This window comes from Roseovarius sp. CAU 1744, assembly GCF_039839345.1.
Lineage (GTDB): Bacteria > Pseudomonadota > Alphaproteobacteria > Rhodobacterales > Rhodobacteraceae > Roseovarius.
Genome location: NZ_JBDOQV010000004.1, coordinates 416727 through 438202, shown reverse-complemented (window position 1 = coordinate 438202; position 21476 = coordinate 416727). Strand labels below are relative to the sequence as shown.

Here is a 21476-nt window from a genome sequence, read left to right as displayed (position 1 = left end):
ATCGGCTGCGGCGTGACCACCGGGATCGGTGCCGTGATCAACACGGCCAAGGTCGAGATCGGCAGCCGGGCGATTGTCTTCGGCCTGGGCGGCATTGGCCTCAACGTGATCCAGGGGCTGCGGCTGGCGGGGGCGGACCAGATCGTGGGCGTCGACCTGAACCCCGGCAAGGTCGAGATGGCGACCCGGTTCGGCATGACCGATTTCGTGAACCCGTCCGAGGTCGAGGGCGACCTGGTGGGCCACCTGGTGGAAGTCACCGGCGGCGGCGCGGATTACACGTTTGATGCCACCGGCAATGTGGGCGTGATGCGCACGGCGCTGGAGGCGGCGCACAAGGGCTGGGGCGAAAGCGTGATCATCGGCGTGGCGCCGGCGGGGGCCGAGATCTCGACGCGGCCCTTCCAGCTGGTCACCGGCCGGGTCTGGCGCGGCACGGCATTCGGCGGCGCCCGGGGCCGGACGGACGTGCCGCAGATCGTCGACTGGTACATGGACGGCAAGATCGAGATCGACCCGATGATCACCCATCTCCTCAAGCTCGAGGAGATCAACAAGGGCTTCGAGATGATGTACAAGGGCGAATCCATCAGGAGCGTCGTGGTGTATTGAACGCGCTTGAGGTCATATCTGAAAACCGCTGCTTCGGAGGCGTGCAGGCTGTCTATTCGCACCATTCCGATAGCTGCAGCGCCGACATGACTTTTGCCGTCTACCTGCCGCCGCAGGCCGACGAAGGCCCGGTCCCGGTGCTTTGGTATCTCAGCGGTCTGACATGCACCCATGAGAATGCCATGACCAAGGGCGGATTTCAGGAACATGCCGCCCAGCATGGATTGGCGCTGATCTTTCCCGATACCTCGCCCCGGGGCGAGGGGGTGGCGGATGACCAGGCCTATGATCTGGGGCAGGGCGCGGGGTTCTACCTCAATGCCACCCGCGATCCGTGGCGACCCAACTACCGCATGTATGACTACGTGGTGTCAGAGCTGCGTGCGACGATCAGCGAGAATTTTCCCGTGACCGACAAGCACGGGATCACCGGGCATTCCATGGGCGGGCACGGCGCACTGACCATCGCGCTGCGCAACCCCGACCTGTTCTGCTCGGTCTCGGCCTTTGCGCCGATCGCCAACCCGACCCAATCGGACTGGGGCCGCAAACAGCTGAGCGCTTATCTGGGCGACGATGAATCCACCTGGGTTTGTTATGATGCGACAATTCTGCTGGAAGAATACGGGTGGAAAGGCGACATCCTGGTCGATCAGGGGTCGAAAGATCAGTTTCTCGACCTGCTGAAACCCGAATCCCTGGCGTCGGCCATGGCAAAAAGACGCCAACCCGGATTGGTGCGGATGCAATCAGGGTATGACCACAGCTACTATTTTGTTGCAACTTTCGCGAGCGACCATATCGAATGGCACTCTGAAAGATTGTGGCGCAACGATAACTGAGAAAGGCCCGACATGACTCTGACACAACTTGGCGCTGCCGGCATTCTTGCCCTTCTGGCTTCTTCCGCGATGGCGGAAGAGATCACGGGCGATGCAGCCAAGGGCGAAAAGGTGTTCCGCAAGTGCAAGGCCTGCCACGCAGTGGGCGAGGATGCGAAGAACAAGGTCGGCCCGATACTGAACGGGATCGTTGGCCGCGCGGCGGCCAGCGAAGCCGATTTCGCCTATTCACCTGCGTTCGAGCAGGCCGCGGCCGATGGCCTGGTCTGGACGGTCGATCAGTTGGCCGCGTTCCTGGAGAAACCAAAGGACGTTGTAGACGGCACCAAGATGTCGTTTGCCGGATTGCGCAAGGAACAGGACCGAGCGGACATCATCGCCTACCTGGCGACATTCAATTGAGAAGGGAGGACTATCAGACACGCATTTGCACGACGGATCCGGGAAAAGAACAAACAAAGCCGGATCACATTCAGACCTGACACGGCACGCTTCGGTCATCCGACCGGGCATGACGGGCGGGTAAAACGACAACAAGGGAGTTGAACATGAAAAAGCTACTTGCTTTTAGTTCTGCCATAGCGATCGGTGCGGCCGGCTGGGCCAGCGCCAACGATGGGCTGATGGCGGAAATCAGTAACCCGGATCAATGGGCAATCCAGACCGGTGATTACAAGAACCAGCGCTATTCGCAGCTTGACCAGATCAACGCGGACAATGTCGGTGACCTGCAGGTCTCCTGGACGTTCTCGACCGGTGTGCTGCGCGGGCATGAAGGGTCGCCGCTTGTGGTCGGCGATACGATGTATCTGCATACACCCTTCCCCAATATCGTCTATGCGCTCGATCTGGCCAATGACGGCAAGATCAAGTGGAAATACGAGCCCAAGCAGGATCCGGACGTGATCCCGGTGATGTGCTGTGACACCGTGAACCGCGGTGTGGCCTATGCCGATGGCAAGATCTTCCTGCATCAGGCGGATACCACGGTTGTGGCGCTCAATGCCGAGACCGGTGCGGTGGAATGGAGCGCGGTGAACGGTGATCCGTCGATCGGTGAAACCAATACCGCGACGGTGCTGCCGGTCAAGGACAAGGTGATCGTCGGTATCTCGGGCGGCGAATTCGGTGTGCGCGGGTCAGTGACGGCCTATGACATCAATTCGGGCGAGCAGGTCTGGCGCGCCTACTCGATGGGTCCAGACAGCGATATCCTTGCCGATCCCGAAGCGACCACACATCTGGGTGAGCCGGTGGGTGCGGATTCGGGCACCAATACGTGGGAAGGCGATCAGTGGATGATCGGCGGCGGCACCACTTGGGGCTGGTATTCCTATGACGAGGAAGAGAACCTGTTCTATTACGGAACCGGCAACCCGTCGACATGGAACCCGGCACAGCGCCCGGGCGACAACCGCTGGTCGATGACCATCATGGCCCGCGATGTCGATACCGGCATGGCTAAGTGGTTCTACCAGATGACGCCGCATGACGAGTGGGATTACGACGGCATCAACGAGATGATCCTGACGGAGCAGGAAGTGGATGGGGAAACCCGCAAGCTACTGACCCATTTCGACCGGAACGGTCTGGCCTACACGATGGACCGGGTCTCGGGTGAGCTTCTGGTTGCCGAGAAATTCGACCCGGCGGTGAACTGGACCACCGGTGTCGACATGGATCCTGGCTCGGAAACCTATGGTCGTCCGGCCGTGGTGGCGCAATATTCGACCGAGCAGAATGGCGAAGACGTGAACTCGACCAATATCTGCCCGGCAGCGCTAGGCACAAAAGACCAGCAGCCGGCGGCGTATTCGCCGAAAACCGAGCTGTTCTACGTGCCGACGAACCACGTCTGCATGGATTACGAACCGTTCCGTGTCAGCTATACCGCCGGTCAGCCCTATGTGGGTGCAACGCTGGCGATGTATCCGGCACCGGACAGCCATGGCGGCATGGGTAACTTCATCGCCTGGGACAACGTCGCGGGTGAGATCAAATGGTCCCTCCCCGAGCAGTTCTCTGTATGGTCGGGTGCTCTGGCAACCGCGGGTGATGTCGTCTTCTACGGTACGCTTGAAGGCTACCTGAAGGCCGTCAGCGCGGAGTCGGGCGAAGAACTTTACAAGTTCAAGACGCCTTCGGGTATCATCGGCAACGTGATGACTTACAGTCATGGCGGCAAACAGTATGTCGGCATCCTGTCCGGTGTTGGCGGCTGGGCCGGGATCGGCCTTGCGGCCGGACTGACCAACCCGAACGACGGTCTGGGCGCGGTGGGCGGCTATGCAGCCCTCAGCGACTATACCGCGCTTGGCGGTCAACTGACCGTGTTTGCGCTGCCTGACTAAGGTCACCAGCATAAGCACGCGGGCCGGCGCTCCGATCCGGGGTGCCGGCCCCAAATCATAACAACACCAGGGAGGTTCGCACAGATGAGGCGCCCCGCATCCGACATTACTATCGCTCTGGCGCTCACCGCGCTGCCACTCGCCGCAGTTGCTTCGAACTGGGACGATCAGGCCGTGGATCCTGCACAATTCGAAGAACAGGTCGCCGTCTCCTACGAAGAAGACGGACGCTATTACTCCGAAGAGGACATCCCGACCTACAACATCGCCGAGGACGGCACTGTCGACTGGCTGACCTTCAACGGATTCCGCCGCTATCATGCCGAATGCCATGTCTGCCACGGCCCCGATGGCGAAGGCTCGACCTATGCGCCCAAGATCAAGAATTCCGCGATTCACATGGGCTATTACGATTTCTTTGACGTGGTCGTGAATGGCCGCCAGAACGGCAATTCGGTCATGCCGCATTTCGGCGAGAACCGGAATGTCATGTGCTACCTCGACGACATCTACGTCTATCTGAGCGCGCGCGGCATGGAGGCGGTTCCGCGCGGGCGGCCCGCCAAGAAAGAGAAGAAATCGGACCTGATCCGAGAGGCGGAAGATGCCTGCATGGGTTAAGCCCTTCTGCGCGGCGGTCTTCGCGGCCCTGCTAATGCCGGCGGGTCCGGGTGCGGCGCAGACATCCGATCTTGTTTCACATAACGCGTTGCGGGTCTGCGCCGATCCGGCAAATTTCCCGATGGCCGATGATAAGGAACAGGGCTACGAGAACAAACTGGCCGAATTCATTGCCGCCAAGCTGGAGATTCCCGTCGCCTATACCTGGTATCCGATGGCCACCGGGTTCATCCGCAACACGCTGAGGGCCAACAAATGCGATGTGGTGATGGGGTATGCGCAAGGGCATGAACTGGTCCTGAACACCAACCATTACTTCACCTCGGCCTATACGCTGGTCGTGCCCGCCGATGGGCCGCTGAGCACGGTCGATACCCTGTCCGACCCCGCGCTGAAGGGGGTGAAGATCGGTATCATCGCCGGAAGTCCGCCCGCGACCCACATGGCGCGCAACGGGCTTCTGGGCGACGCCAAGGCCTATAACCTGGTTGTGGACCGGCGCTACGAATCCCCCGTGATCGACATGCTTGATGACCTGGCTGCGGGAACCACCGGTGCGGCTGTCATCTGGGGGCCGCTGGCCGGGCCGCTGGTCAAGAAAGACTACCCCGGACTGACGGTCACGCCTCTGACCAAGGAAACCCTGCCGCCACGCCTGTTCTTCCGTATCACGATGGGTGTTCGGCAGGGCGAGAAAGTTTGGCAGCGCAAGCTGAATTCGCTGATCCGCCGGAACCAGGCCGAAATCAACGAAATCCTGAGTGAAGCGGGCGTACCTCTGCTGGATGATATGGGCACGCAGTTGCTGGAGGCCGCGAAGTGAGACGGCTTGCGGCAATTCTGGCGGTCAGCCTGTTGCCGCTGGGGACCTTGGCGCAGGAACCCGAACCCGAAGATTACCGCATGGATCACTATCGCGGCCCGGTGCCGGAAACGCTGGCGGGCGGCACAGTCGTGGGCCCCGAAGAGGCGTATGAGCTGTGGCAGTCGGGCGCGGTGGCCTTCATCGACGTTCTGCCGCGCCCGCCCAAGCCCAAGAACCTGCCCGAGGGCACGATCTGGCGCGAAAAACCGCGCCATTCCATTCCCGGCTCCATCTGGTTGCCCAATGTCGGCTACGGCGCGCTGGCCGAGATCACCCATGATTACTTCCGCCGCGGCCTGGAAAAGGCCACCGGCGGAAATCCCGATCATCCGATCCTGCTGTTTTGTCTGGAAGAATGCTGGATGTCCTGGAACGCCGCCAAACGCGCGCTGGAATACGGCTATAGCCAGGTCTACTGGATGCCTGAGGGCACCGATGGCTGGGCCTTTTTCGACTATCCTACCGATATCATCGAGGCCGAGCCGGAACCCTGACGCCCGGCGCAGTGACCTAGCCCGAGACATGGGCAAGACCCGATTCCTATGGCTGTATTGCTTTTCGCGGTACGCTGCCGTCCAATTGGCGCGGGCGCCCTCGGCTGCCCTAAACACACAACAAGGAGGAGAATACCATGTCCAGCCCGTATAAAGGCGGCTGCGACCACGTAAAGATAGTGGCGAGCGCCGAACCGATTGATAACCATGTATGCCATTGTAATGTCTGCAAATCCGTCACCGGACAACAGACCACCCATGTTGCGTTTTTCAACCACGGAGAGCTGAAGGGCGATCACGAGGAAAAAATGAACCGCCAGCCCTTCAATGCCGACAATCCCGATGGCCCGCTAGAGCTGTGCACCTGCGCCGATTGCGGCGCCGCGCTGATGCTGGATGACAAGCAGGGCCGCATCCGCGTCGCCGTGCCCAATGTCATGGGCTACGATACCGGCGCCTTCCCGGACGCCACCTATCACGCATTTTATGATGACAGCAAAGGATACGCCAAGCCCGACGACGGGCGCCCCGTCTACGAAGGCCTTCGCCCGGATTTCACCTGGCCGCCATCGTCCTGAGGAAGCCCGGCCCCTGAAAGCAACGCGTCGGGGGCCGGAAACTCCGCTGCGCCGGAAATCAGCAAGGGGCTGCGTTCTCAGTCCGCGGGTTCGGCAACCGCTTTGCCCGGTGCGCTACGGTGGATCATCCCAGCCGTATCGTTATGGGAAAACGCCTCCGCCTTGGCTTGAAGGGTGCCGTGGTGGGGGGATTTTATGCACACGGGGTCAGTGGCCGCGGCATCGCCCACGATCGCCATTGCCTGACAGCGGCATCCGCCGAAATCCTTCAACTTGTGCTCGCAGGTCCGGCACGGTTCCTGCATCCACTCGGTGCCGCGATAGGCGTTGAAGGCATCCCCTTCGTACCAGATATCCCTGAGCGGCCGGTCACGCACATTGTCGAACTCCAGATGCGGAATGGTCTGCGCCGCGTGGCACGGCAGCACCAGCCCATCGGGCGAGACATTGAGGCCCGTGGTGCCCCAGCCGCCCATGCAGCGCTTGGGGAAATCGGAATGGTAGTCGGCGGGCACATAGTCGACCACCAGCGTGCCCTTCAGCCGGGTTCGCGCATCCTTGACGATGGCGTCGGCCTCGCGCGCCTGTTCCTGCGTCGGCATCAGCGCATCGCGATTCATCAGCGCCCAGCCGTGGAATTGCACGGTGGCGACCTCGATCCGCCTGGCGCCCATTTCCACCGCCATTTCCAGCGCGCGCGGCAACTGGTGCAGGTTGCGGCGATGCAGGACCGCATTGAGGGTCAGGGGAAAGCCGATCTCGCCGATCCAGCGGGCGACCTGCATCTTGCGGTCGAACCCGCCACGATAGCCGCCGATCCGGTCGGCCATGTCCGCGTCGGTGCCCTGAAGGGAAAGCTGGACATGGTCAAGCCCGGCCTCATCCAGCGCCTTGAGCCGCTTTTCGGTCAGCCCGATCCCGGAGGTGATGAGGTTGGTGTAGAGCCCCGCGTCGCGCGCCGCCATGACCAGATCAGTCAGGTCGCGGCGGCTGGCCGGTTCGCCACCCGACAGGTGCAGCTGCAACACTCCCAGTTCCGCCGCCTGCCGGAACACCCCGGCCCACTGACCGGTGTCCAACTCGCGGTCCTGCAGGGCCAGTTCGACCGGGTTCGAACAATAGGGGCAAGAGAGCGGGCAGCGATGTGTCAGCTCGGCCAGCATGGCGATGGGGGGGTGGGCTGTCATCTACGGACCTCCAGAAAGCGGCGATCTTTCAGGGCGTTCAGAAAACCGGCGGAATCCTTTTCGATTTCCTCGGCCGGGGCGTTGTAGGTCTGCGAAAGCGTCTGGGTAATGGCCTGGAACGACTTTTCCCCGTCAATCGCGGAGAGGATCGCGTGGCCGATCGGATCAAGCCGGATCGCCCGTTCAGGCGCGAGCAGCATCCAGTTGTCGCGCACCTTGTCAAAATGCAGGCGCACGCCGCGGGGCAGGTAGGGGATATCGGCGGGGGCGATCATGATGCCTGCGCCAGCGCCATGCCATCGCCCGGCACCCAGGCGCCCGGTGGAATGCGGGCGGGGTCGACATAGGCCGAATAGAGCGCATCGAGCTGCGCCCAGAGCACGTCGGTCTTGAAGATGAGCGCGTTGGCGGCGGCATCCTGTTTTTCCTGCGTATCTGCATGATCGAGCACCCATTGCAGGCCAAAGGCCACATCCTTGGGCGCCTCTTTCAGTCGGTTGCGGAAATAGCTGAGGCTGCTGTCATCGGCGAAATCGTAATTCTTCAAAAGCCCGGCGATCCGGTCCTTGTGGATCTGCGGCGCGAAAAGTTCGGTCAGCGAGGCGGCGACAGCCTGAAGCAGTGTCTTGTCGCGGACATAGCGCACATAGGCATCGACGGCGAATTTCGTGGCGGGCAGCACGCCGCGGGTCGACGCGACATAATCGGGGTCAAGCCCCACCGCCTCGGCCAGCCTGAGCCAGCGGCGGATTCCGCCTTCGTTCTCGGCGGTGCCATCGTGATCCTCGATCCGCGAGCGCCAGATGCGGCGCAGTTCGGAATTTTCGACACGCGACATGAATGCCGCGTCCTTCATCGGGATCGAGTGCTGGTAGTAATAGCGGTTGATCACCCAGGCGCGGACCTGATCGGGGGTGCATTTGCCGCCATGCAGCAGGTCGTGAAACGGGTGTTTGTCGTGGTAACGCTCGGCACCGATCCGGCGCAGACGGGCTTCGAACTCGGCATGTGACTGGGTCATGGGGTAACCTCCATTCCATCCTGGCCAATGATCCACCCGGCAGCCTCGGCCCGGGCACGTTCGGGCGCGTCGGGGCGCAGGACGGGGTTGGTGTTGTTCATATGCACAAAGACCTTCTTGCCGATATCCAGATCGGCAAACGCCGCGATCGAGCCGTCCTTGCCCGACATCGACATATGGCCCATGCGCTTGCCTGTCTTCTGGCCCAGGCCCGCGCGCACCATCTCGTCATCCTGCCAGAGCGTGCCGTCAAAGAAAACCAGTGCCGCGCCCTGCAGACGGGTGCGCAGATCGTCGTTCAGCGTGGCGCAGCCGGGGATGTAATAGGCATCCTGATCCCCGGCACGCAGGTGCACGCCCACGGTCTGTTCGCCCAACAGCTCGGTCTCGACAACGTCGCCCTCAAGATAGAGAGGCACCTTGCCGGGCACAGGAAAAAGCGTAGCCAAGAGGCCCTGGGCAATCTCGGTCGGCTGATCCAGCGTGACGGTCCTGCGCGCCACGACCGAGGCGTTGAGCGCGGCGAAGATCGGGTTCTGTTCCAGCACCTCGTGAATTCCTGCGGTGGCGTATAGGGTGAACGGCTGCATCTCGCGCAGGGTCAGCAGGCCAGCCACATGGTCGATGTCGCCATTGGTCAGCAGGACCGAGCGCAACGGCATTTCGCGCAGGCCCGTGGGATGCAGGGCAGGGGTCCCGGCCAGTTGCTGGCGGATGTCGGGCGAGGCGTTCAGAATGGCCCAATCCGATCCATTCGCGGATACGGCGAGCGACGATTGTGTCTGTGAGGGTATGTCGCCCGAACGGGCAAGGTTGCAGTTTTTGCAACCGCAGTTCCACTGGGGCAGGCCACCACCGGCCGCAGCCCCAAGGATATGCGCGCGGAATCCCATCAGGCCCCCGCGCGACGGATTTTAGAACAGGACGCCGTCGTCGTCGCCGTCAGGTCCGTACATGTTGATTTCCATTCCGCATTCGATTTCGCGGAGGGTCGGTTTGCTCCAAGCCATCTGTGCTCTCCTCCAGAGTTCAGTGTATTTGACATCGACAGTATCCGCCTCTGCGCGTTTCAGGTCAAAACTTATGTTCTAAGAAAAAATAAAAGCCCATTTTTATCAAGGTATTATGACGTTTCCGGCGCGACCCCATCCAGCGTGAAACCGCGATTCCTGAGTGTTTTTATCTCGAATCCAAAATCACCGGCCGGATCAAGCTTGCGGCGCAGATATCCGACATAGACATCAACCACGTTTTCCGAGCTGGCGCCCTCGCCGGCCCAGAGCCTGTCGAACAGTTCGGCGCGCGAAAAGACCTCGCCGGGGCTGCGCGCCAACTGGTAGAGCAACGCGAATTCCCGCTCGGTCAGCGCCACTTTCCGCGTGGCGGTCGAGACCGTCCAGGTCGCGGTGTCGAGACGTGTCAGGGGCCGGGCAGGCGGGCGGGTCCGTCGTTCCTGCACCTTGAGCCGCGCCACCAGTTCGTCAAAGGAAAACGGCTTGACGATGTAATCATCCGCGCCGGCCTCGATCCCGCGGGTACGGTCCTCGACCTCGGACAGCGCACTGAGCATCAGTATCGGCGTGGCATTGCCGGACTGGCGCACGCTGCGCACCAGGTCGATGCCGCTGTCGGTGCCGATCATCACATCGACGATGGCGGCGCTGAACGCGCCCTGTCGGAAACGCTCAAAGGCTTCCGAGGCGCGGTTTTCGCTCAGGGTTTCGTACCCGTGCAACTCCAGACCCCGCGCCAGTGCCGACGTGATCTCGGGGTCGTCATCAACGATCAGGATACGAGGCGCATCGTTGCTCATGAGGCAAAGTTAGTCCGCCGCGCGGGGGATGCAAAGCGTGACTTTGGTACCGGTTGTCCCGCCCGCGGGCGCCCCGTCGACCAGGGGGCTTTCGATACCGATCGTGCCGCCCTGCTGTTCCACCACCCATTTGGCCAGCGCCAAGCCGATGCCGAAGCCCTCGGATTTCGATGGTCCCTGGCCTTGCCGGAACCGTTCGAAAATCGATGCCTGATCGGCAGGGTCGATCCCCGGGCCGCGGTCGGCGACCGAAACGCAGCCCATTTTTCCGGATGCCGCACATGAGAGCGCCAGCACGCCACCCGAACGGGCATGGCGAATGGTGTTCTGGATCAAGCCGGTCAGCACCTGCCGGATCCAGTTGCGATCGCCCATCACCGGCAGCGGCGGCGCGCGCGGAAGATCCACCTCGATTCCTGCGTTCGACAGTTCGGCCCGGGTGTCGTCCACCGCCTCCTGCATCACCTCGGCCAGATCGAAAGGCGCTGTGTCAAGCTCTAGCTGGCCGGTTTCCGAGCGGGCGATCCGCAGAAGGTCATCAATCCGCCGGTTAAGCCGCAGGGCGCGGTTCTGAATGATCTCAAAGGCGGCGTCCGGTTCCGGTGTGCCCTTGAGGCCCAGTTGCGCCTCCATCAGGATCACCGTCAGCGGCGTGCGCAATTCATGACTGATATCGGCAAAGAACCGGCGGCGGTCTTCGTCTGTCTTGGCCAGAGCGTCGTTGGCTTTCCGCAGCTCCTCGGTGCGTTCCGCGATCGTCTCGTTCAGCCGTGCCCATTCCAGGTCCACCTGTTCCTTGCGGTGGGCCAGGGCCTGGGCCATGTGGTTGGTGCGTTTGAACAGACGACCGATTTCATCGGACTGGTCCTCCGGCAGAGCGATGGTGAAATCCTCGCGCCCGACCTGGTCCGCCGCCTCGTGCAACAGATCAAGCCGACGGAACTGCGGCCGGATCAGGCCCGCGTAGAAGGCGGCCAGCAGCAGCAGCGTGGCCAGGGAAATTACCAGGGCCGTGTAGGTCAGGCTGCGGCGCAGATCCGCCACGCCGGCGATGATCCGGTCGCGGGCGCGGATCTCGTCGGTGATGACCGAATTCAACAGGGGATCGAAGCCCACGGAAAACGTGTCGATGAAACCGACCAGCTTTTCGCGATCGTTTGTGTCGGACATCAACCCCTGCCGGGTGGTTTCAAACGTGGCCTCCATGCGGGCAATGCCGATGCTTTGCGTGGCCCGGCGGGATTGCTCATTAAGCCCCAGGTCGCGGGCCTGATCCACGGCGGTCTCAAGATCGGCGCGGATGCGGGAAAACGTGCCGCGGATGTTCTGCGACAGGTTTTCCAGCCGGTCGGCGCGGGCCTCCGGCGGCAGGCCCGACTGGATCGCCTCGGCCGCGACCACGATGAAGCTGGATATCTGGGTCGACAAGACCGCGTATCTGTCCAACCGTCGCTCGGCCGCGATGGTGGCGTCGATCCGCGCCGAAAGCCTGTCGCTGCCATAGACCGTCATGCCTGTGGCCAGAAGGGCCACGCACCCCAGAAGCACGGCGCCGAGGCCGAGTTTCAGTTTCAGCGAGACCTTCCCAGAAAACATTTGATGCCTTTCGCGGGATCGGGGGAATGCCTGCCCGAAAAGCAGATACGGGCTGTGAGGCGCCTCAAACTGTAGCGTTTCGGCATCAGAAGGAGCAACCAGCATCAGAGCTGTCGGGCATTTTTAACCACTTTGTGTTAAGGATGGGGATTAATACAAAAGTCGTAATTGACACGAGAAGCCGATGATCGAACTGGTCTTTATTGCCTGCCTCAGCGCATCGCCCGTCGACTGCGAAGAGCGCAGTTTGCTATACACGGACCTCACGCCCCTTGCTTGCGTTATGGGTGCTCAGCCGGAACTGGCCAGATGGGTTCAAACCCATCCACGCTGGCGGATTCAAAGCTGGCGCTGCGCCACGTTGCAAAATTTCCAGAAAGACGCCTGAGGCAGGACGGCCTGCAATTCCCGGTCCTGCAAGGATCCGGGGCGCGGCGGGTATCCTCAATCGGTCAATGCGCTTCCAGCGTCTTATGAGCATGTGTGACCGTTCCGTCTGTATCCGTCATGGTCACATCCACCGAATGCGTTTTCCTGGGGACCGACAGGCTGATCCGCGGGTTTTCCGACAGAGAAATGCTGCCGGTTATGTCCACGTAGCCCCCGCCGTCCAGGTCGATCTCAAGATCTTCGACGTAGCGCATCGGGATGAAAAGCAGTGAAATCTGATCCATCTGCATGCCCGAATGGCTGGGGTGGCTGATGTCGACATCCACCTGCTTGTCGCCCAGCAGAAGCGCATCCAGCCTGTCGGAGGCCGAGGCGGATTGCCGGTTGCCCTCGATCCCGATCGTCATGTTGCCAAGGGTCGCCAGTGCTATCTCCGGGTCGGTGCCGGGCGGGGCGGCACAGGCACCCTGGCCCGATGTCTTGACGAAGCTTTCAGCGACATAGATCTGCCCATCCGTGGTCTCGGCCACCACATGCAGCGGGGTCGGGCCATTCACGCGCATGGTCACATCGAAAAAGAAGCGCGGCTGGGGCGTGTCAAAGGTGAAGACCGCCGAGACCGGCATCGGGTTTTCATCGAGGATCACCTGCACATTGCCCAGAAGCCGTCCCTCGGGCGCCTCGATCTGCGCGGCGATCTGGGTGCGCGCATCGTCAAAGGTGCGATAGGGCGCGTCGATGGCGATATAGGGGCTGCCATCGTGCAGGGGCCGCTCGTCATAAAGCTGCGCGGCCAGATCGGACCAGGTGGATTCGTCCGCAAGCGCGGGCAGCACCACAAAGCAGAGTGCCAGGGAAAAGGCCGTGCGGATCATCGTCAGTTCCTTCGCAAGATGAACGTGCCAAAGGCGCGGGGGCCGTCGCCGGTGCCGATCTCGCTGGTGACTGCCAGCGTTTGGGCATCAATCAGGCTGACCGTGTTGGAGAACCAGTTTGCCACGACAACGGTCTGGCTGTCACCGGTTATGTCGATTCCTTCGGGATATTCACCCACGTCGATCACCGCCTCGGGGGTTAGCGTGGCAAGGTCGATCACGCTGACGCTGTCGGCGTATTGATTGGTGACGAAGGCGCGCCCCTGCGCGAAGGCCACGCCATAGGGGCGGGCGCCCACGGGCACGGTCGCCAGCGTTTCGCCAGCGGCGGCGTCGAGCACTGTCACATCATCCGAGCCGACATTGCCGACAAAAAGCCGCCCGTCCGGCGCAAAACCCAGGCCAAAGGGCCGGACCCCGACCGGCAGGCGGTGGCGCAGGGCGAGTGTGGTGATATCGAAGACCGATACCTGATCGGCATCGCGGTCCGCCGTGGCCAGCAGCGCCCCGTCGGGCGAGACGGCAAGCCCCGCAGGGGCCGCGCCGGTGGTCAGTTCTTGTGCTATATCCAGCGTCGCGGCATCCAGCACCCAGATCCGGGCGTTGTACCAGTCAGAGACGAACACAAGGCCCGCATCGGTTGCCAGCGCGATACCGGTCGGGCCGCCGTCAAGCGAGACCTCGTCCAGCACTGCCCGGGAACCGGCATCGAATTTGCGCACCACCGCGCTGTCGGGCGACACGGTGTAGAAAGACCCCGCCGGATCGACGGCGACGCCGGCAGGTTTGCCGGGAACCTTGATGCGGGCAAGTTCCGCGCCTGCGCCGAGGTCGATCACGCTGACCTCCTCGCTGTTCTGGTTGGTGACGAAGGCAATGTCCCCCGCCGCCACCGAAGTGGCGACGAGGGCAGGGAGAACCCAGGAATACGCGTGCCTAATTGGACGCACCGAACCGCTCGGTCAGCGCCTCTAGTCCGGCTTGATAAATGCCCGTCACCGCTGCGATGGCGGCTTCGTCATTCAGTTCCGGGGGCGGATCGTTGTTGGGATAGCCGCGATAGAAGGCGCCCCGCCATTCGATCAAAGATCCGCCGCTATCCAGCGGTTTGACCGTCAGGTGCGAGGAATAGTTGGTGACCGGCAGCACCTCGACCAGAACGTCGGTGATCCGGTAGGAATAGCTCATCTTCTCGTCACTGTACTTGTAGAGTATCTCGGAAATCGTCGGCCCGCCTTCGGCACCCACGGTCAGCACGCGGGTGGCGTCAATCTCGTTGCCGCCCTCGCCAGCGGTGGCGAAAACTGCCGGGTGCCAGCTCATGTCCTGGAAGTTGCCGATTACGGCCCAGACATCGGCCGGCGGTGCGGCCACTTCGGTTGTCAGGGTTACTTTCTGCCGGGTCGGCCCGTGGGCCAGCGCAAGGGCGGGCAGGACCATGCCCAGGAGGATAAGCAGGAGTTTCAGATGTCGCATCGGGAACCTCATGTCTTGAAGAAGTTGTTTTTGCGGTCCAGCAGGGCCTGCGCGGCGGCGGCGCCGGCTGTCGGGACAAACAGCACTATGACTAGTGGTTTCAGCATGACATGATCGTATCGCGTGTGGTCAAAGCTGCAATGCGCCAAAAGTATGTGTTTGGGTCGCTGGAACACTCTGGCAGACTGACGCGTGAACTCCGGTTCAAACGGAGGATTGGGAGGATATCTTGCGTGGTCTTGCGGCCATAATTTTTAGCCTGTGCCTGATGGGGCTCGCGGCAAGCGCAGCCCGCGCGCTTGACATCCGCAGCGCAGTCTTTCGGATTGACTATCCGGTGATTGCGCCGATTTCCCGCTTTGACGCGGTGCCCGAAGATCTGGGTTTTGCCGGCGCCAGGCTGGCGGATGAAGATAATGCGACCACCGGGCAATTCCTGGGCCACACCTATGAAACCCTGCATGTGGCGGTACCGCCGGATCAGGCGGATGCGGCATTTGGCAAGCTGCTGTCGGACGGCGTGTCGATCATCGTCGTTCTGGCCGAGGCAGACGATCTGTTGCGGCTGGCCGATATGGCGGGGCCCGGCGTGATTGTCGTGAATGCGCTGGCCCGCGATACGAAACTGCGCGACGAGGATTGCCGGGGCAACCTCCTTCACACAGCGCCCAGCCACGCGATTCAATCCGATGCGGTGGCACAGTTCGCGATGTGGAAACGCTGGCCGCGCTGGTTTCTGATCCACGGGTCAAATCCGCAGGACCAGGCGCTTGCCGAAGCCTATCGCCGCGCCGCCGCCAAGTTTGGTGCCGAGATTGTCGAGGAACGTGAATTCGAGGATACCGGCGGATCGCGGCGCACCGATACCGGCCATGTTCTGGTGCAACGGCAGATCCCGGTTTTCACGCAGGATGCCAAAGAACATGACGTGGTGATCGCCGCCGATGCCTCGGACGTGTTCGCGCCCTATCTGCCCTTCCACCTGTGGACGCCGCGCCCGGTTCTGGGCTCGGCCGGGCTGCGCCCGGTCAGCCTGCACCCCGCGCACGAGGCCTGGGGCGCGACCCAGTTCCAGCGCCGGTTCGAAGCGCTGACCGGCCGGTTCGTCCGGCCCGAGGATTACCAGGCGTGGCTGGGGCTGCGCGTGGTGTCCGAGGCCGTGACCCGCACCGGATCGGACAAGGTGGAGGATTTGCGCGCCTATATCCTCAGCGATGCGTTCGAACTGGCGGCTTTCATGGGGCAGAAAGTGACCTTCCGCGACTGGAACGGGCAGTTGCGCACGCCGGTGCTGCTTTATGACGGGCGGATCACCGCCAGCGTGTCGCCGCAGGAAGGGTTCCTGCACCAGCGTTCGCCGCTGGACAGCCTGGGCCTCGATGCGCCCGAATCCGCCTGCGAGGCATTCCAATGACCGACAGGAGTTTCCAAATGAAAGCCCTTCTGACTGCTTGTATGATGACATTTATTGCTGGTCCGGTGCTGGCCAACAAGGTCTATGTCAGCAATGAAAAGGGCAACACGGTCACCGTGCTCGACAGCGAAAGCTGGGAGGTCCTGACCGAGTTTCCCGCCGGCAACCGCCCGCGCGGCATCACCATCAGCCCGGATGGGAAGCTGCTCTATGTCTGCGCCTCGGATGACGATACCGTGCGCGTCTTTGATGCCGAAAGCTATGAGGAACTCTACACGCTGCCCTCTGGCCCCGATCCCGAACTTTTCATCCTGCACCCTTCGGGCAACCCGCTTTATATCGCCAATGAGGATGACAACCTTGTCACCGTGGTCGATACCGAGAAACACACCGTGCTGGCCGAGGTGCCGGTCGGCGTCGAGCCCGAGGGCATGGCGATCAGCCCGGATACCCGTTTCGTCATCAACACCTCCGAAACCACGAACATGGCGCATTTCATCGACACCGGGGATTACAAGATCAAGCACAACATCCTTGTCGATCAACGCCCGCGCTATGCCACCTATACCGATGACGGCAAGACACTCTTTGTCACCTCTGAGATCGGTGGAACCGTCAGCGTGATCGACATCGCAGAGGACGGCACGCCAGAACTAACCCGCAAGATCGGCTTTGAAGTGCCCGGCGTGCTGCCCGAATGGCTGCAGCCCGTCGGCGCCAAGGTCACGTCAGATGGCAAGACATTGTTCGTTGCGCTTGGTCCGGCGAACCGGGTGGCGGTGGTCAATGCGGAAACCTACGAGGTCGAGGATTATATCATCACCGGCCAGCGGGTTTGGCAGTTGGGGTTCACGCCGGATCAGAGATACCTGATCACCACCAACGGTAACTCGAACGATGTCACGATCATCGACGTGGCCGCGCGCAAGGCAATCAAGTCGGTGCAGGTGGGGCAGCAGCCCTGGGGGGTGGTGGTTGCGCCGAACTGAGGCCCCCCCGGTGATCGCCCGGCTGACAGGGTTCTTGGCGCTGGTTGTGGCTTCGATGGCGCAGGCCGGAGATTTGCCGGTGCTGCGGGTCGCGGTGTTGCAGATCGGCACGGTCAACTGGGAACTGCAGACCATCGTCCGGAACGAATTGGACCGAGAGCACGGATTCCGGCTGGAGGTGCAGCCTTTCGCCGACAATGGCGCCACGCGGGTCGCGTTGGCCGGGGGCACGGCGGATGTGGCTGTCGCCGACTGGATCTGGGCGGCACGGCAGCGGGCCGCGGGTCAGGATTACGTCTTTATCCCCTATTCGAAAGCGGTGGGCGGGCTGGTGGTGGCCGGTGACAGTCCGGTGCAATCCCTTGCCGACCTTCGCGGCCAGAAGATCGGTATCGCGGGCGGACCGCTGGACAAGAGCTGGCTGATCCTGCGGGCCTATGCGGCGCAGGTCCACGCGATGGACCTCGACAGCGAAACCGAGCCGGTATTCGGCGCGCCACCGCTGATGTTCAAGCTGGGGCTGTCGGGTGAGACCGCCGGCACGGTCAATTTCTGGCACTTCCTTGCCAAGATGAAGGCTGCGGGCCAGCGCGAGGTGGTCTCGGTCGCCGAGGCGACAAGTTCGCTAGGGCTGAACCCCGACACGCCTCTGCTGGGCTATGTGATGAAGGAAAGCCTCTTGGATATGAATCCAGACCTGGCACAGGGCTTTTACAATGCCTCGCAGGATGCCAAGGAGTTGCTGCGTGACGATGCCGCCTGGCAGGCGATCAGACCGCTGATGGGCGCCGCGACAGAGGCCGAATTCAGCCAACTGCGCAAGGGGTTCCGCGAAGGTATGCCCGATCGTGCGCCCATCGATCAGGCCGATGCTGCCCGCTTTCTGGCGCTGATGGCCGAACTGGGGGGCGACGCGCTGGTGGGGCAGGCCACGACCCTTCCCGCGGGTCTTTTTGCCGATGTCGAATGATCCGCAGGGCAGCCCCGGGGGCATCACGGTGCCGGTTTTGTCGCTCTTCGCGCTCTTCGCGCTCTGGATCATCGCCGCGGCCCTGACCGGTGATGCGCAGGTGCTGCCGTCGCCGTTGGCGTTGGGGGCACCCTTTCTGCAGGAACTGCGGTCAGGCGCGCTGCCTTACCATCTGGGGCAAACCTTGATCCGCGTGATCTGGGCCTTCGTGCTGGCCATGAGCCTTGGGCTGATGCTGGGCCTTCTGATGGGGCGGTTCGCGCGCATCAACCGGTGGCTTGATCCGTGGCTGGTGGTCTTTCTGAACCTGCCCGCGCTGGTGCTGATCGTGCTCTGTTATCTCTGGATTGGCCTCAATGAGGCCGCCGCGATCATTGCCGTCACGCTCAACAAGGTGCCCAATGTCACCACGGTGATCCGCGAAGGGGCCCGTGCGCTCGATCCCGACCTTGATGCGCTGGCGCGGGTCTACCGAATGCCGAGGCTGGCGCGATTGCGCCACATCACGCTGCCGCAACTCGCCCCGTTTGTCGCGGCGGCCGCACGCTCGGGTATCGCCGTGATCTGGAAAATCGTGCTGGTGGTCGAGTTTCTTGGCCGTTCGGACGGGATCGGGTTTCAGATCCACCTTTATTTCCAACTGTTCGACGTAGGCATGGTGCTGATCTACGCGCTCTCGTTCATCGCCGTCATGCTGGCCGCCGAATGGCTGATCCTGCAACCGTGGGAGCGCCGCGTGCGGCGCTGGCGTGCGGCATGATGCACGCGAATATCGAGGGAAAAGCTTATAACGGCAGCCCGGTTCTGGGCGCGATCTCGCTGGAGATTGCCGCGGGTGAGACCGTTGCCATCCTTGGCCCCTCGGGCATCGGCAAATCGACGCTGTTGCGCATCGTCGCGGGCATCGACGGAGATTTCCGCGGTACCGTGCAGCGCCCGGACAGAATGGCGATCGTGTTTCAGGAGCCCACGTTGCTGCCCTGGCGCAGCGTGTTGCAGAACCTGACGCTGCTGCATCCGGACTGCTCCGCGGAAACCGCACGCGCCATGCTGGACCGTGTCGGCATCGGCGACAAGGCGGGGCTGTTCCCCGGTCAGCTTTCGCTGGGTCAGCAGCGGCGTCTGGCGTTGGCGCGCGCCTTCGTCGGCGATCCGGAATTTCTGGTGATGGATGAACCTTTTGTCTCGCTTGACGCGGGCACGGCGGACACCATGCTGGCCCTGACCGAAACCCTGATTGCCGAGAAACGACCCGCGATGCTGTTCGTCACCCATTCGCGGGCCGAGGCCGACCGGCTTGCAACCCGCGTCTTCACCCTGGGCGGTACGCCCGCAACTCTTCTGAATGACTGAAAGGAAACCAGATGAAACATTCGATCCTTGCCATCGCTCTCGCGGCCCTGATCGCCGCCCCCGCCGCGGCGCATGAATATGGCTTTGCCGGCATTCTCTCTTCTGACAACATGGAGGAACTGGACGAGATCACGCTGAGCGTCGGCAAGCCGCTGGCCGACGGGCCGCTGATGCTGAAATCCGGCACCGGGTACGAGCTTGAGATCACCTCGGACGGCACCGGCGAGCTGGCCCTTGAAGGTTCGGGCTTTTTCCGCGCAATCTGGATCAATGAGATTGTCATCAACGATCTGGAGGTGCGCCCCTTTGGCATCGAAAGCTTGGAATTCGACGACGAAGGCACGATGGAGATCGAGTTCATCGCGATCAAGCCGGGCCAGTATTTCCTGCGCATTCCCGGGTCAAGCGGTGAAAGCCAGCGCGTCGATATCATCATCCAGTAGCGCGCCATGAGCACGCTTGACGTCAGCCGCGTGAGCTATCGCTACGGCGCGAAAGAAGCGCTGCGGGATGTCTCGTTCTCGCTGGCGCCGGGGCGGTTCACCGCGCTTCTGGGGCCGAACGGGGCGGGAAAATCGACCCTGTTTTCGCTGCTGACCCGGCTATTCGTCACCGGCGAGGGGCAGATATTGGTGGCCGGTCACGACCTGTCGCACGAACCCCGTGCGGCGCTGGCAAAGCTGGGTGTGGTCTTTCAGCAGCCGACGCTGGATCTGGACATGAGCGTGGCCCGCAACATGAGCTATTTCGCCGCCTTGCACGGGCTGTCGCGGCGTGCGGCTCAGGCCCGTATCGACGCGGCGCTTGACCGGCTGGCGATGCGCGAGCGTGCCGCCGAGAAGGTGCGCAACCTCAATGGTGGCCACCGACGCCGGATGGAGATTGCCCGCGCGCTGGTCCATGACCCCGAGATACTGCTGCTGGATGAGCCGACCGTGGGGCTGGATACCGCCAGCCGCAGGGCGATCACCGAGCATGTGCATGATCTGGCACAGGACGGGCTGACGGTGTTCTGGGCCACCCATCTGGTGGATGAGATCGCGCCCGAGGATGACGTTGTGATATTGCATCAGGGGCAGGTTCTGGCGCATGACCGGGCGGGCGTGATCGCGGGGGATCAGCCGCTGATCGAACGGTTCATCCAGATGACCGGGGGCGAGCACGCCGCATGAAGCCGTACCTCACGTCCCTGGCCGCTATCGTCCTGCGCGAAACCGCGCGCTTCGTGCATCAGCGCAGCCGTTTCCTTGCGGCGCTGGTGCGCCCGCTGGTCTGGCTGGTGGTCTTCGCGGCCGGTTTCCGCGCCGCACTCGGCATCTCGATCATCCCACCCTACCAGACCTATATCACCTATGAGGTTTATATCGTGCCCGGCCTTTGCGGCATGATCCAGCTGTTCAACGGGATGCAATCCTCGCTCTCGCTGGTTTACGATCAGGAAATGGGCTCCATGCGGCTGTTGCTGACCTCTCCGCTGCCGCGCTGGTGGCTTCTATTCTCGAAACTGGTGGCAGGCGTCGCGGTGTCGATCCTGCAGGTCTATGTCTTCCTTGTTATCGCCGCCGCGCTTGGCATCACGATGCCACCTGCGGGCTATCTCTGGCTGTTGCCGGCCCTTTGCCTGACCGGTCTGATGCTGGGCGCGCTCGGCCTGCTGATATCCTCGACGATCCGGCAGCTTGAAAATTTCGCAGGCGTGATGAATTTCGTGATTTTCCCGATGTTCTTCTTGTCTTCGGCGCTCTACCCGTTGTGGAAGATGGCCGAAAGCTCGGACCTGCTGCGTGACATCTGTGCGTTCAATCCGTTCACACATGCGGTCGAGCTGATCCGTTTCGCGCTGTATGCCAGCCCGAACATGACGGCCCTGTTTTGGGTTGCTGCGTCCTTTGCGGTGTTCTTTCTGCTGGCACTGGTCGGCTATGACCCTGCGCGCGGACTCTCCCGGCGGCGGTGACCAGAGATTGATGCGATTTTTGGCCCAGGCCGCAGTTGCGGCCAAGTGCCCGGCTTCTGATTGACGACTTCA

Annotated in this window: 27 protein-coding genes; 17 read left to right on the top strand and 10 right to left on the bottom strand. The window is 62.3% G+C overall.

Going from position 1 to position 21476, the window contains the following annotated elements; all coding sequences use genetic code 11:
• From AAFO92_RS10900 to AAFO92_RS10865, 8 genes are all read left to right on the top strand, one after another.
• Nucleotides 1–612, top strand: a 612-nt coding sequence (locus AAFO92_RS10900) for a zinc-binding dehydrogenase (protein WP_347534930.1), incomplete at its 5' end; no start/stop codon positions are given.
• A complete protein-coding gene (gene fghA, locus AAFO92_RS10895) occupies nt 585–1454 on the top strand; it encodes an S-formylglutathione hydrolase (protein WP_347534950.1) in 870 nt (289 codons plus the stop codon). The genes AAFO92_RS10900 and fghA, both read left to right, overlap by 28 nt.
• A 12-nt stretch (nt 1455–1466) precedes the next feature.
• Entirely contained in the window at nt 1467–1856 is a 390-nt protein-coding gene (locus tag AAFO92_RS10890) for a cytochrome c family protein (protein WP_347534928.1), read from the top strand.
• 146 nt (nt 1857–2002) lie between these two features.
• Nucleotides 2003–3805, top strand: a complete 1803-nt coding sequence (locus tag AAFO92_RS10885) for a methanol/ethanol family PQQ-dependent dehydrogenase (RefSeq protein ID WP_347534927.1) — start codon at nt 2003–2005, stop codon at nt 3803–3805.
• 84 nt (nt 3806–3889) lie between these two features.
• Nucleotides 3890–4426, top strand: coding sequence for a c-type cytochrome, methanol metabolism-related (locus AAFO92_RS10880; RefSeq protein WP_347534925.1), 537 nt, complete (start codon nt 3890–3892; stop codon nt 4424–4426).
• On the top strand, nt 4410–5249 hold the full coding sequence (locus tag AAFO92_RS10875; protein ID WP_347534923.1) for a substrate-binding domain-containing protein: 840 nt from the start codon (nt 4410–4412) through the stop codon (nt 5247–5249). Before AAFO92_RS10880 ends, AAFO92_RS10875 begins: the two co-directional genes overlap by 17 nt.
• Complete coding sequence (locus AAFO92_RS10870) at nt 5246–5785, top strand: PQQ-dependent catabolism-associated CXXCW motif protein (protein WP_347534921.1); 540 nt, start codon at nt 5246–5248, stop codon at nt 5783–5785. The genes AAFO92_RS10875 and AAFO92_RS10870 overlap by 4 nt, the downstream gene beginning before the upstream one ends.
• Before the next feature lie 137 nt (nt 5786–5922).
• Entirely contained in the window at nt 5923–6363 is a 441-nt protein-coding gene (locus tag AAFO92_RS10865) for a GFA family protein (protein WP_347534919.1), read from the top strand.
• A 77-nt stretch (nt 6364–6440) separates the two neighbouring features.
• On the opposite strand, the gene pqqE is transcribed toward AAFO92_RS10865, so the two are convergent.
• The 7 genes from pqqE to AAFO92_RS10830 all read right to left on the bottom strand — a co-directional run bounded on the left by pqqE (nt 6441) and on the right by AAFO92_RS10830 (nt 11980).
• Entirely contained in the window at nt 6441–7550 is a 1110-nt protein-coding gene (pqqE, locus tag AAFO92_RS10860) for a pyrroloquinoline quinone biosynthesis protein PqqE (RefSeq protein WP_347534917.1), read from the bottom strand.
• Complete coding sequence (pqqD, locus tag AAFO92_RS10855; RefSeq protein ID WP_347534915.1) at nt 7547–7825, bottom strand: pyrroloquinoline quinone biosynthesis peptide chaperone PqqD; 279 nt, start codon at nt 7823–7825, stop codon at nt 7547–7549. The genes pqqE and pqqD overlap by 4 nt, the downstream gene beginning before the upstream one ends.
• Entirely contained in the window at nt 7822–8571 is a 750-nt protein-coding gene (gene pqqC / locus AAFO92_RS10850) for a pyrroloquinoline-quinone synthase PqqC (protein ID WP_347534913.1), read from the bottom strand. Before pqqC ends, pqqD begins: the two co-directional genes overlap by 4 nt.
• Entirely contained in the window at nt 8568–9464 is an 897-nt protein-coding gene (gene pqqB / locus AAFO92_RS10845; protein ID WP_347534911.1) for a pyrroloquinoline quinone biosynthesis protein PqqB, read from the bottom strand. The genes pqqC and pqqB overlap by 4 nt, the downstream gene beginning before the upstream one ends.
• Before the next feature lie 21 nt (nt 9465–9485).
• Nucleotides 9486–9581: a pyrroloquinoline quinone precursor peptide PqqA gene (gene pqqA, locus AAFO92_RS10840; RefSeq protein ID WP_347534909.1), complete on the bottom strand. Its 96-nt coding sequence runs from the start codon at nt 9579–9581 to the stop codon at nt 9486–9488.
• Between the two features lie 113 nt (nt 9582–9694).
• Complete coding sequence (locus tag AAFO92_RS10835; protein WP_347534907.1) at nt 9695–10384, bottom strand: response regulator transcription factor; 690 nt, start codon at nt 10382–10384, stop codon at nt 9695–9697.
• Between the two features lie 9 nt (nt 10385–10393).
• The gene (locus AAFO92_RS10830; RefSeq protein WP_347534905.1) at nt 10394–11980 is read right to left on the bottom strand and encodes a HAMP domain-containing sensor histidine kinase; all 1587 of its coding nucleotides are present in this window, start codon (nt 11978–11980) and stop codon (nt 10394–10396) included.
• A gap of 184 nt (nt 11981–12164) precedes the next feature.
• Between AAFO92_RS10830 and AAFO92_RS10825 the strand changes: the two genes are divergently transcribed.
• On the top strand, nt 12165–12368 hold the full coding sequence (locus AAFO92_RS10825) for a hypothetical protein (RefSeq protein ID WP_347534904.1): 204 nt from the start codon (nt 12165–12167) through the stop codon (nt 12366–12368).
• A gap of 64 nt (nt 12369–12432) precedes the next feature.
• On the opposite strand, the gene AAFO92_RS10820 is transcribed toward AAFO92_RS10825, so the two are convergent.
• From AAFO92_RS10820 to AAFO92_RS10810, 3 genes are read right to left on the bottom strand one after another with little or no spacing between them, the layout of a single operon-like run.
• Complete coding sequence (locus tag AAFO92_RS10820; RefSeq protein ID WP_347534902.1) at nt 12433–13245, bottom strand: quinoprotein dehydrogenase-associated SoxYZ-like carrier; 813 nt, start codon at nt 13243–13245, stop codon at nt 12433–12435.
• Between the two features lie 2 nt (nt 13246–13247).
• Complete coding sequence (locus AAFO92_RS10815; RefSeq protein WP_347534900.1) at nt 13248–14195, bottom strand: beta-propeller fold lactonase family protein; 948 nt, start codon at nt 14193–14195, stop codon at nt 13248–13250.
• The gene (locus AAFO92_RS10810; protein ID WP_347534898.1) at nt 14182–14721 is read right to left on the bottom strand and encodes an SRPBCC family protein; all 540 of its coding nucleotides are present in this window, start codon (nt 14719–14721) and stop codon (nt 14182–14184) included. Before AAFO92_RS10810 ends, AAFO92_RS10815 begins: the two co-directional genes overlap by 14 nt.
• A 268-nt stretch (nt 14722–14989) precedes the next feature.
• Between AAFO92_RS10810 and AAFO92_RS10805 the strand changes: the two genes are divergently transcribed.
• The 8 genes from AAFO92_RS10805 to AAFO92_RS10770 are packed head-to-tail and all read left to right on the top strand — an operon-like array spanning nt 14990 to nt 21404.
• Nucleotides 14990–16135 (top strand): ABC transporter substrate-binding protein, encoded by a 1146-nt coding sequence (locus AAFO92_RS10805; RefSeq protein ID WP_347534948.1) that lies wholly within the window; start codon nt 14990–14992, stop codon nt 16133–16135.
• A 17-nt stretch (nt 16136–16152) separates the two neighbouring features.
• Nucleotides 16153–17124, top strand: a complete 972-nt coding sequence (locus AAFO92_RS10800; protein WP_347534896.1) for a YVTN family beta-propeller repeat protein — start codon at nt 16153–16155, stop codon at nt 17122–17124.
• Between the two features lie 55 nt (nt 17125–17179).
• Complete coding sequence (locus AAFO92_RS10795) at nt 17180–18094, top strand: ABC transporter substrate-binding protein (RefSeq protein WP_347534946.1); 915 nt, start codon at nt 17180–17182, stop codon at nt 18092–18094.
• The gene (locus AAFO92_RS10790) at nt 18084–18854 is read left to right on the top strand and encodes an ABC transporter permease (protein WP_347534894.1); all 771 of its coding nucleotides are present in this window, start codon (nt 18084–18086) and stop codon (nt 18852–18854) included. The genes AAFO92_RS10795 and AAFO92_RS10790 overlap by 11 nt, the downstream gene beginning before the upstream one ends.
• Entirely contained in the window at nt 18851–19447 is a 597-nt protein-coding gene (locus AAFO92_RS10785; protein WP_347534892.1) for an ABC transporter ATP-binding protein, read from the top strand. Before AAFO92_RS10790 ends, AAFO92_RS10785 begins: the two co-directional genes overlap by 4 nt.
• An 11-nt stretch (nt 19448–19458) precedes the next feature.
• The gene (locus tag AAFO92_RS10780; protein ID WP_347534890.1) at nt 19459–19890 is read left to right on the top strand and encodes a hypothetical protein; all 432 of its coding nucleotides are present in this window, start codon (nt 19459–19461) and stop codon (nt 19888–19890) included.
• A 6-nt stretch (nt 19891–19896) separates the two neighbouring features.
• Entirely contained in the window at nt 19897–20619 is a 723-nt protein-coding gene (locus AAFO92_RS10775; RefSeq protein WP_347534888.1) for an ABC transporter ATP-binding protein, read from the top strand.
• Nucleotides 20616–21404: an ABC transporter permease gene (locus AAFO92_RS10770; protein WP_347534886.1), complete on the top strand. Its 789-nt coding sequence runs from the start codon at nt 20616–20618 to the stop codon at nt 21402–21404. The genes AAFO92_RS10775 and AAFO92_RS10770 overlap by 4 nt, the downstream gene beginning before the upstream one ends.
• The last annotated feature ends 72 nt before the right edge of the window (nt 21405–21476 follow it).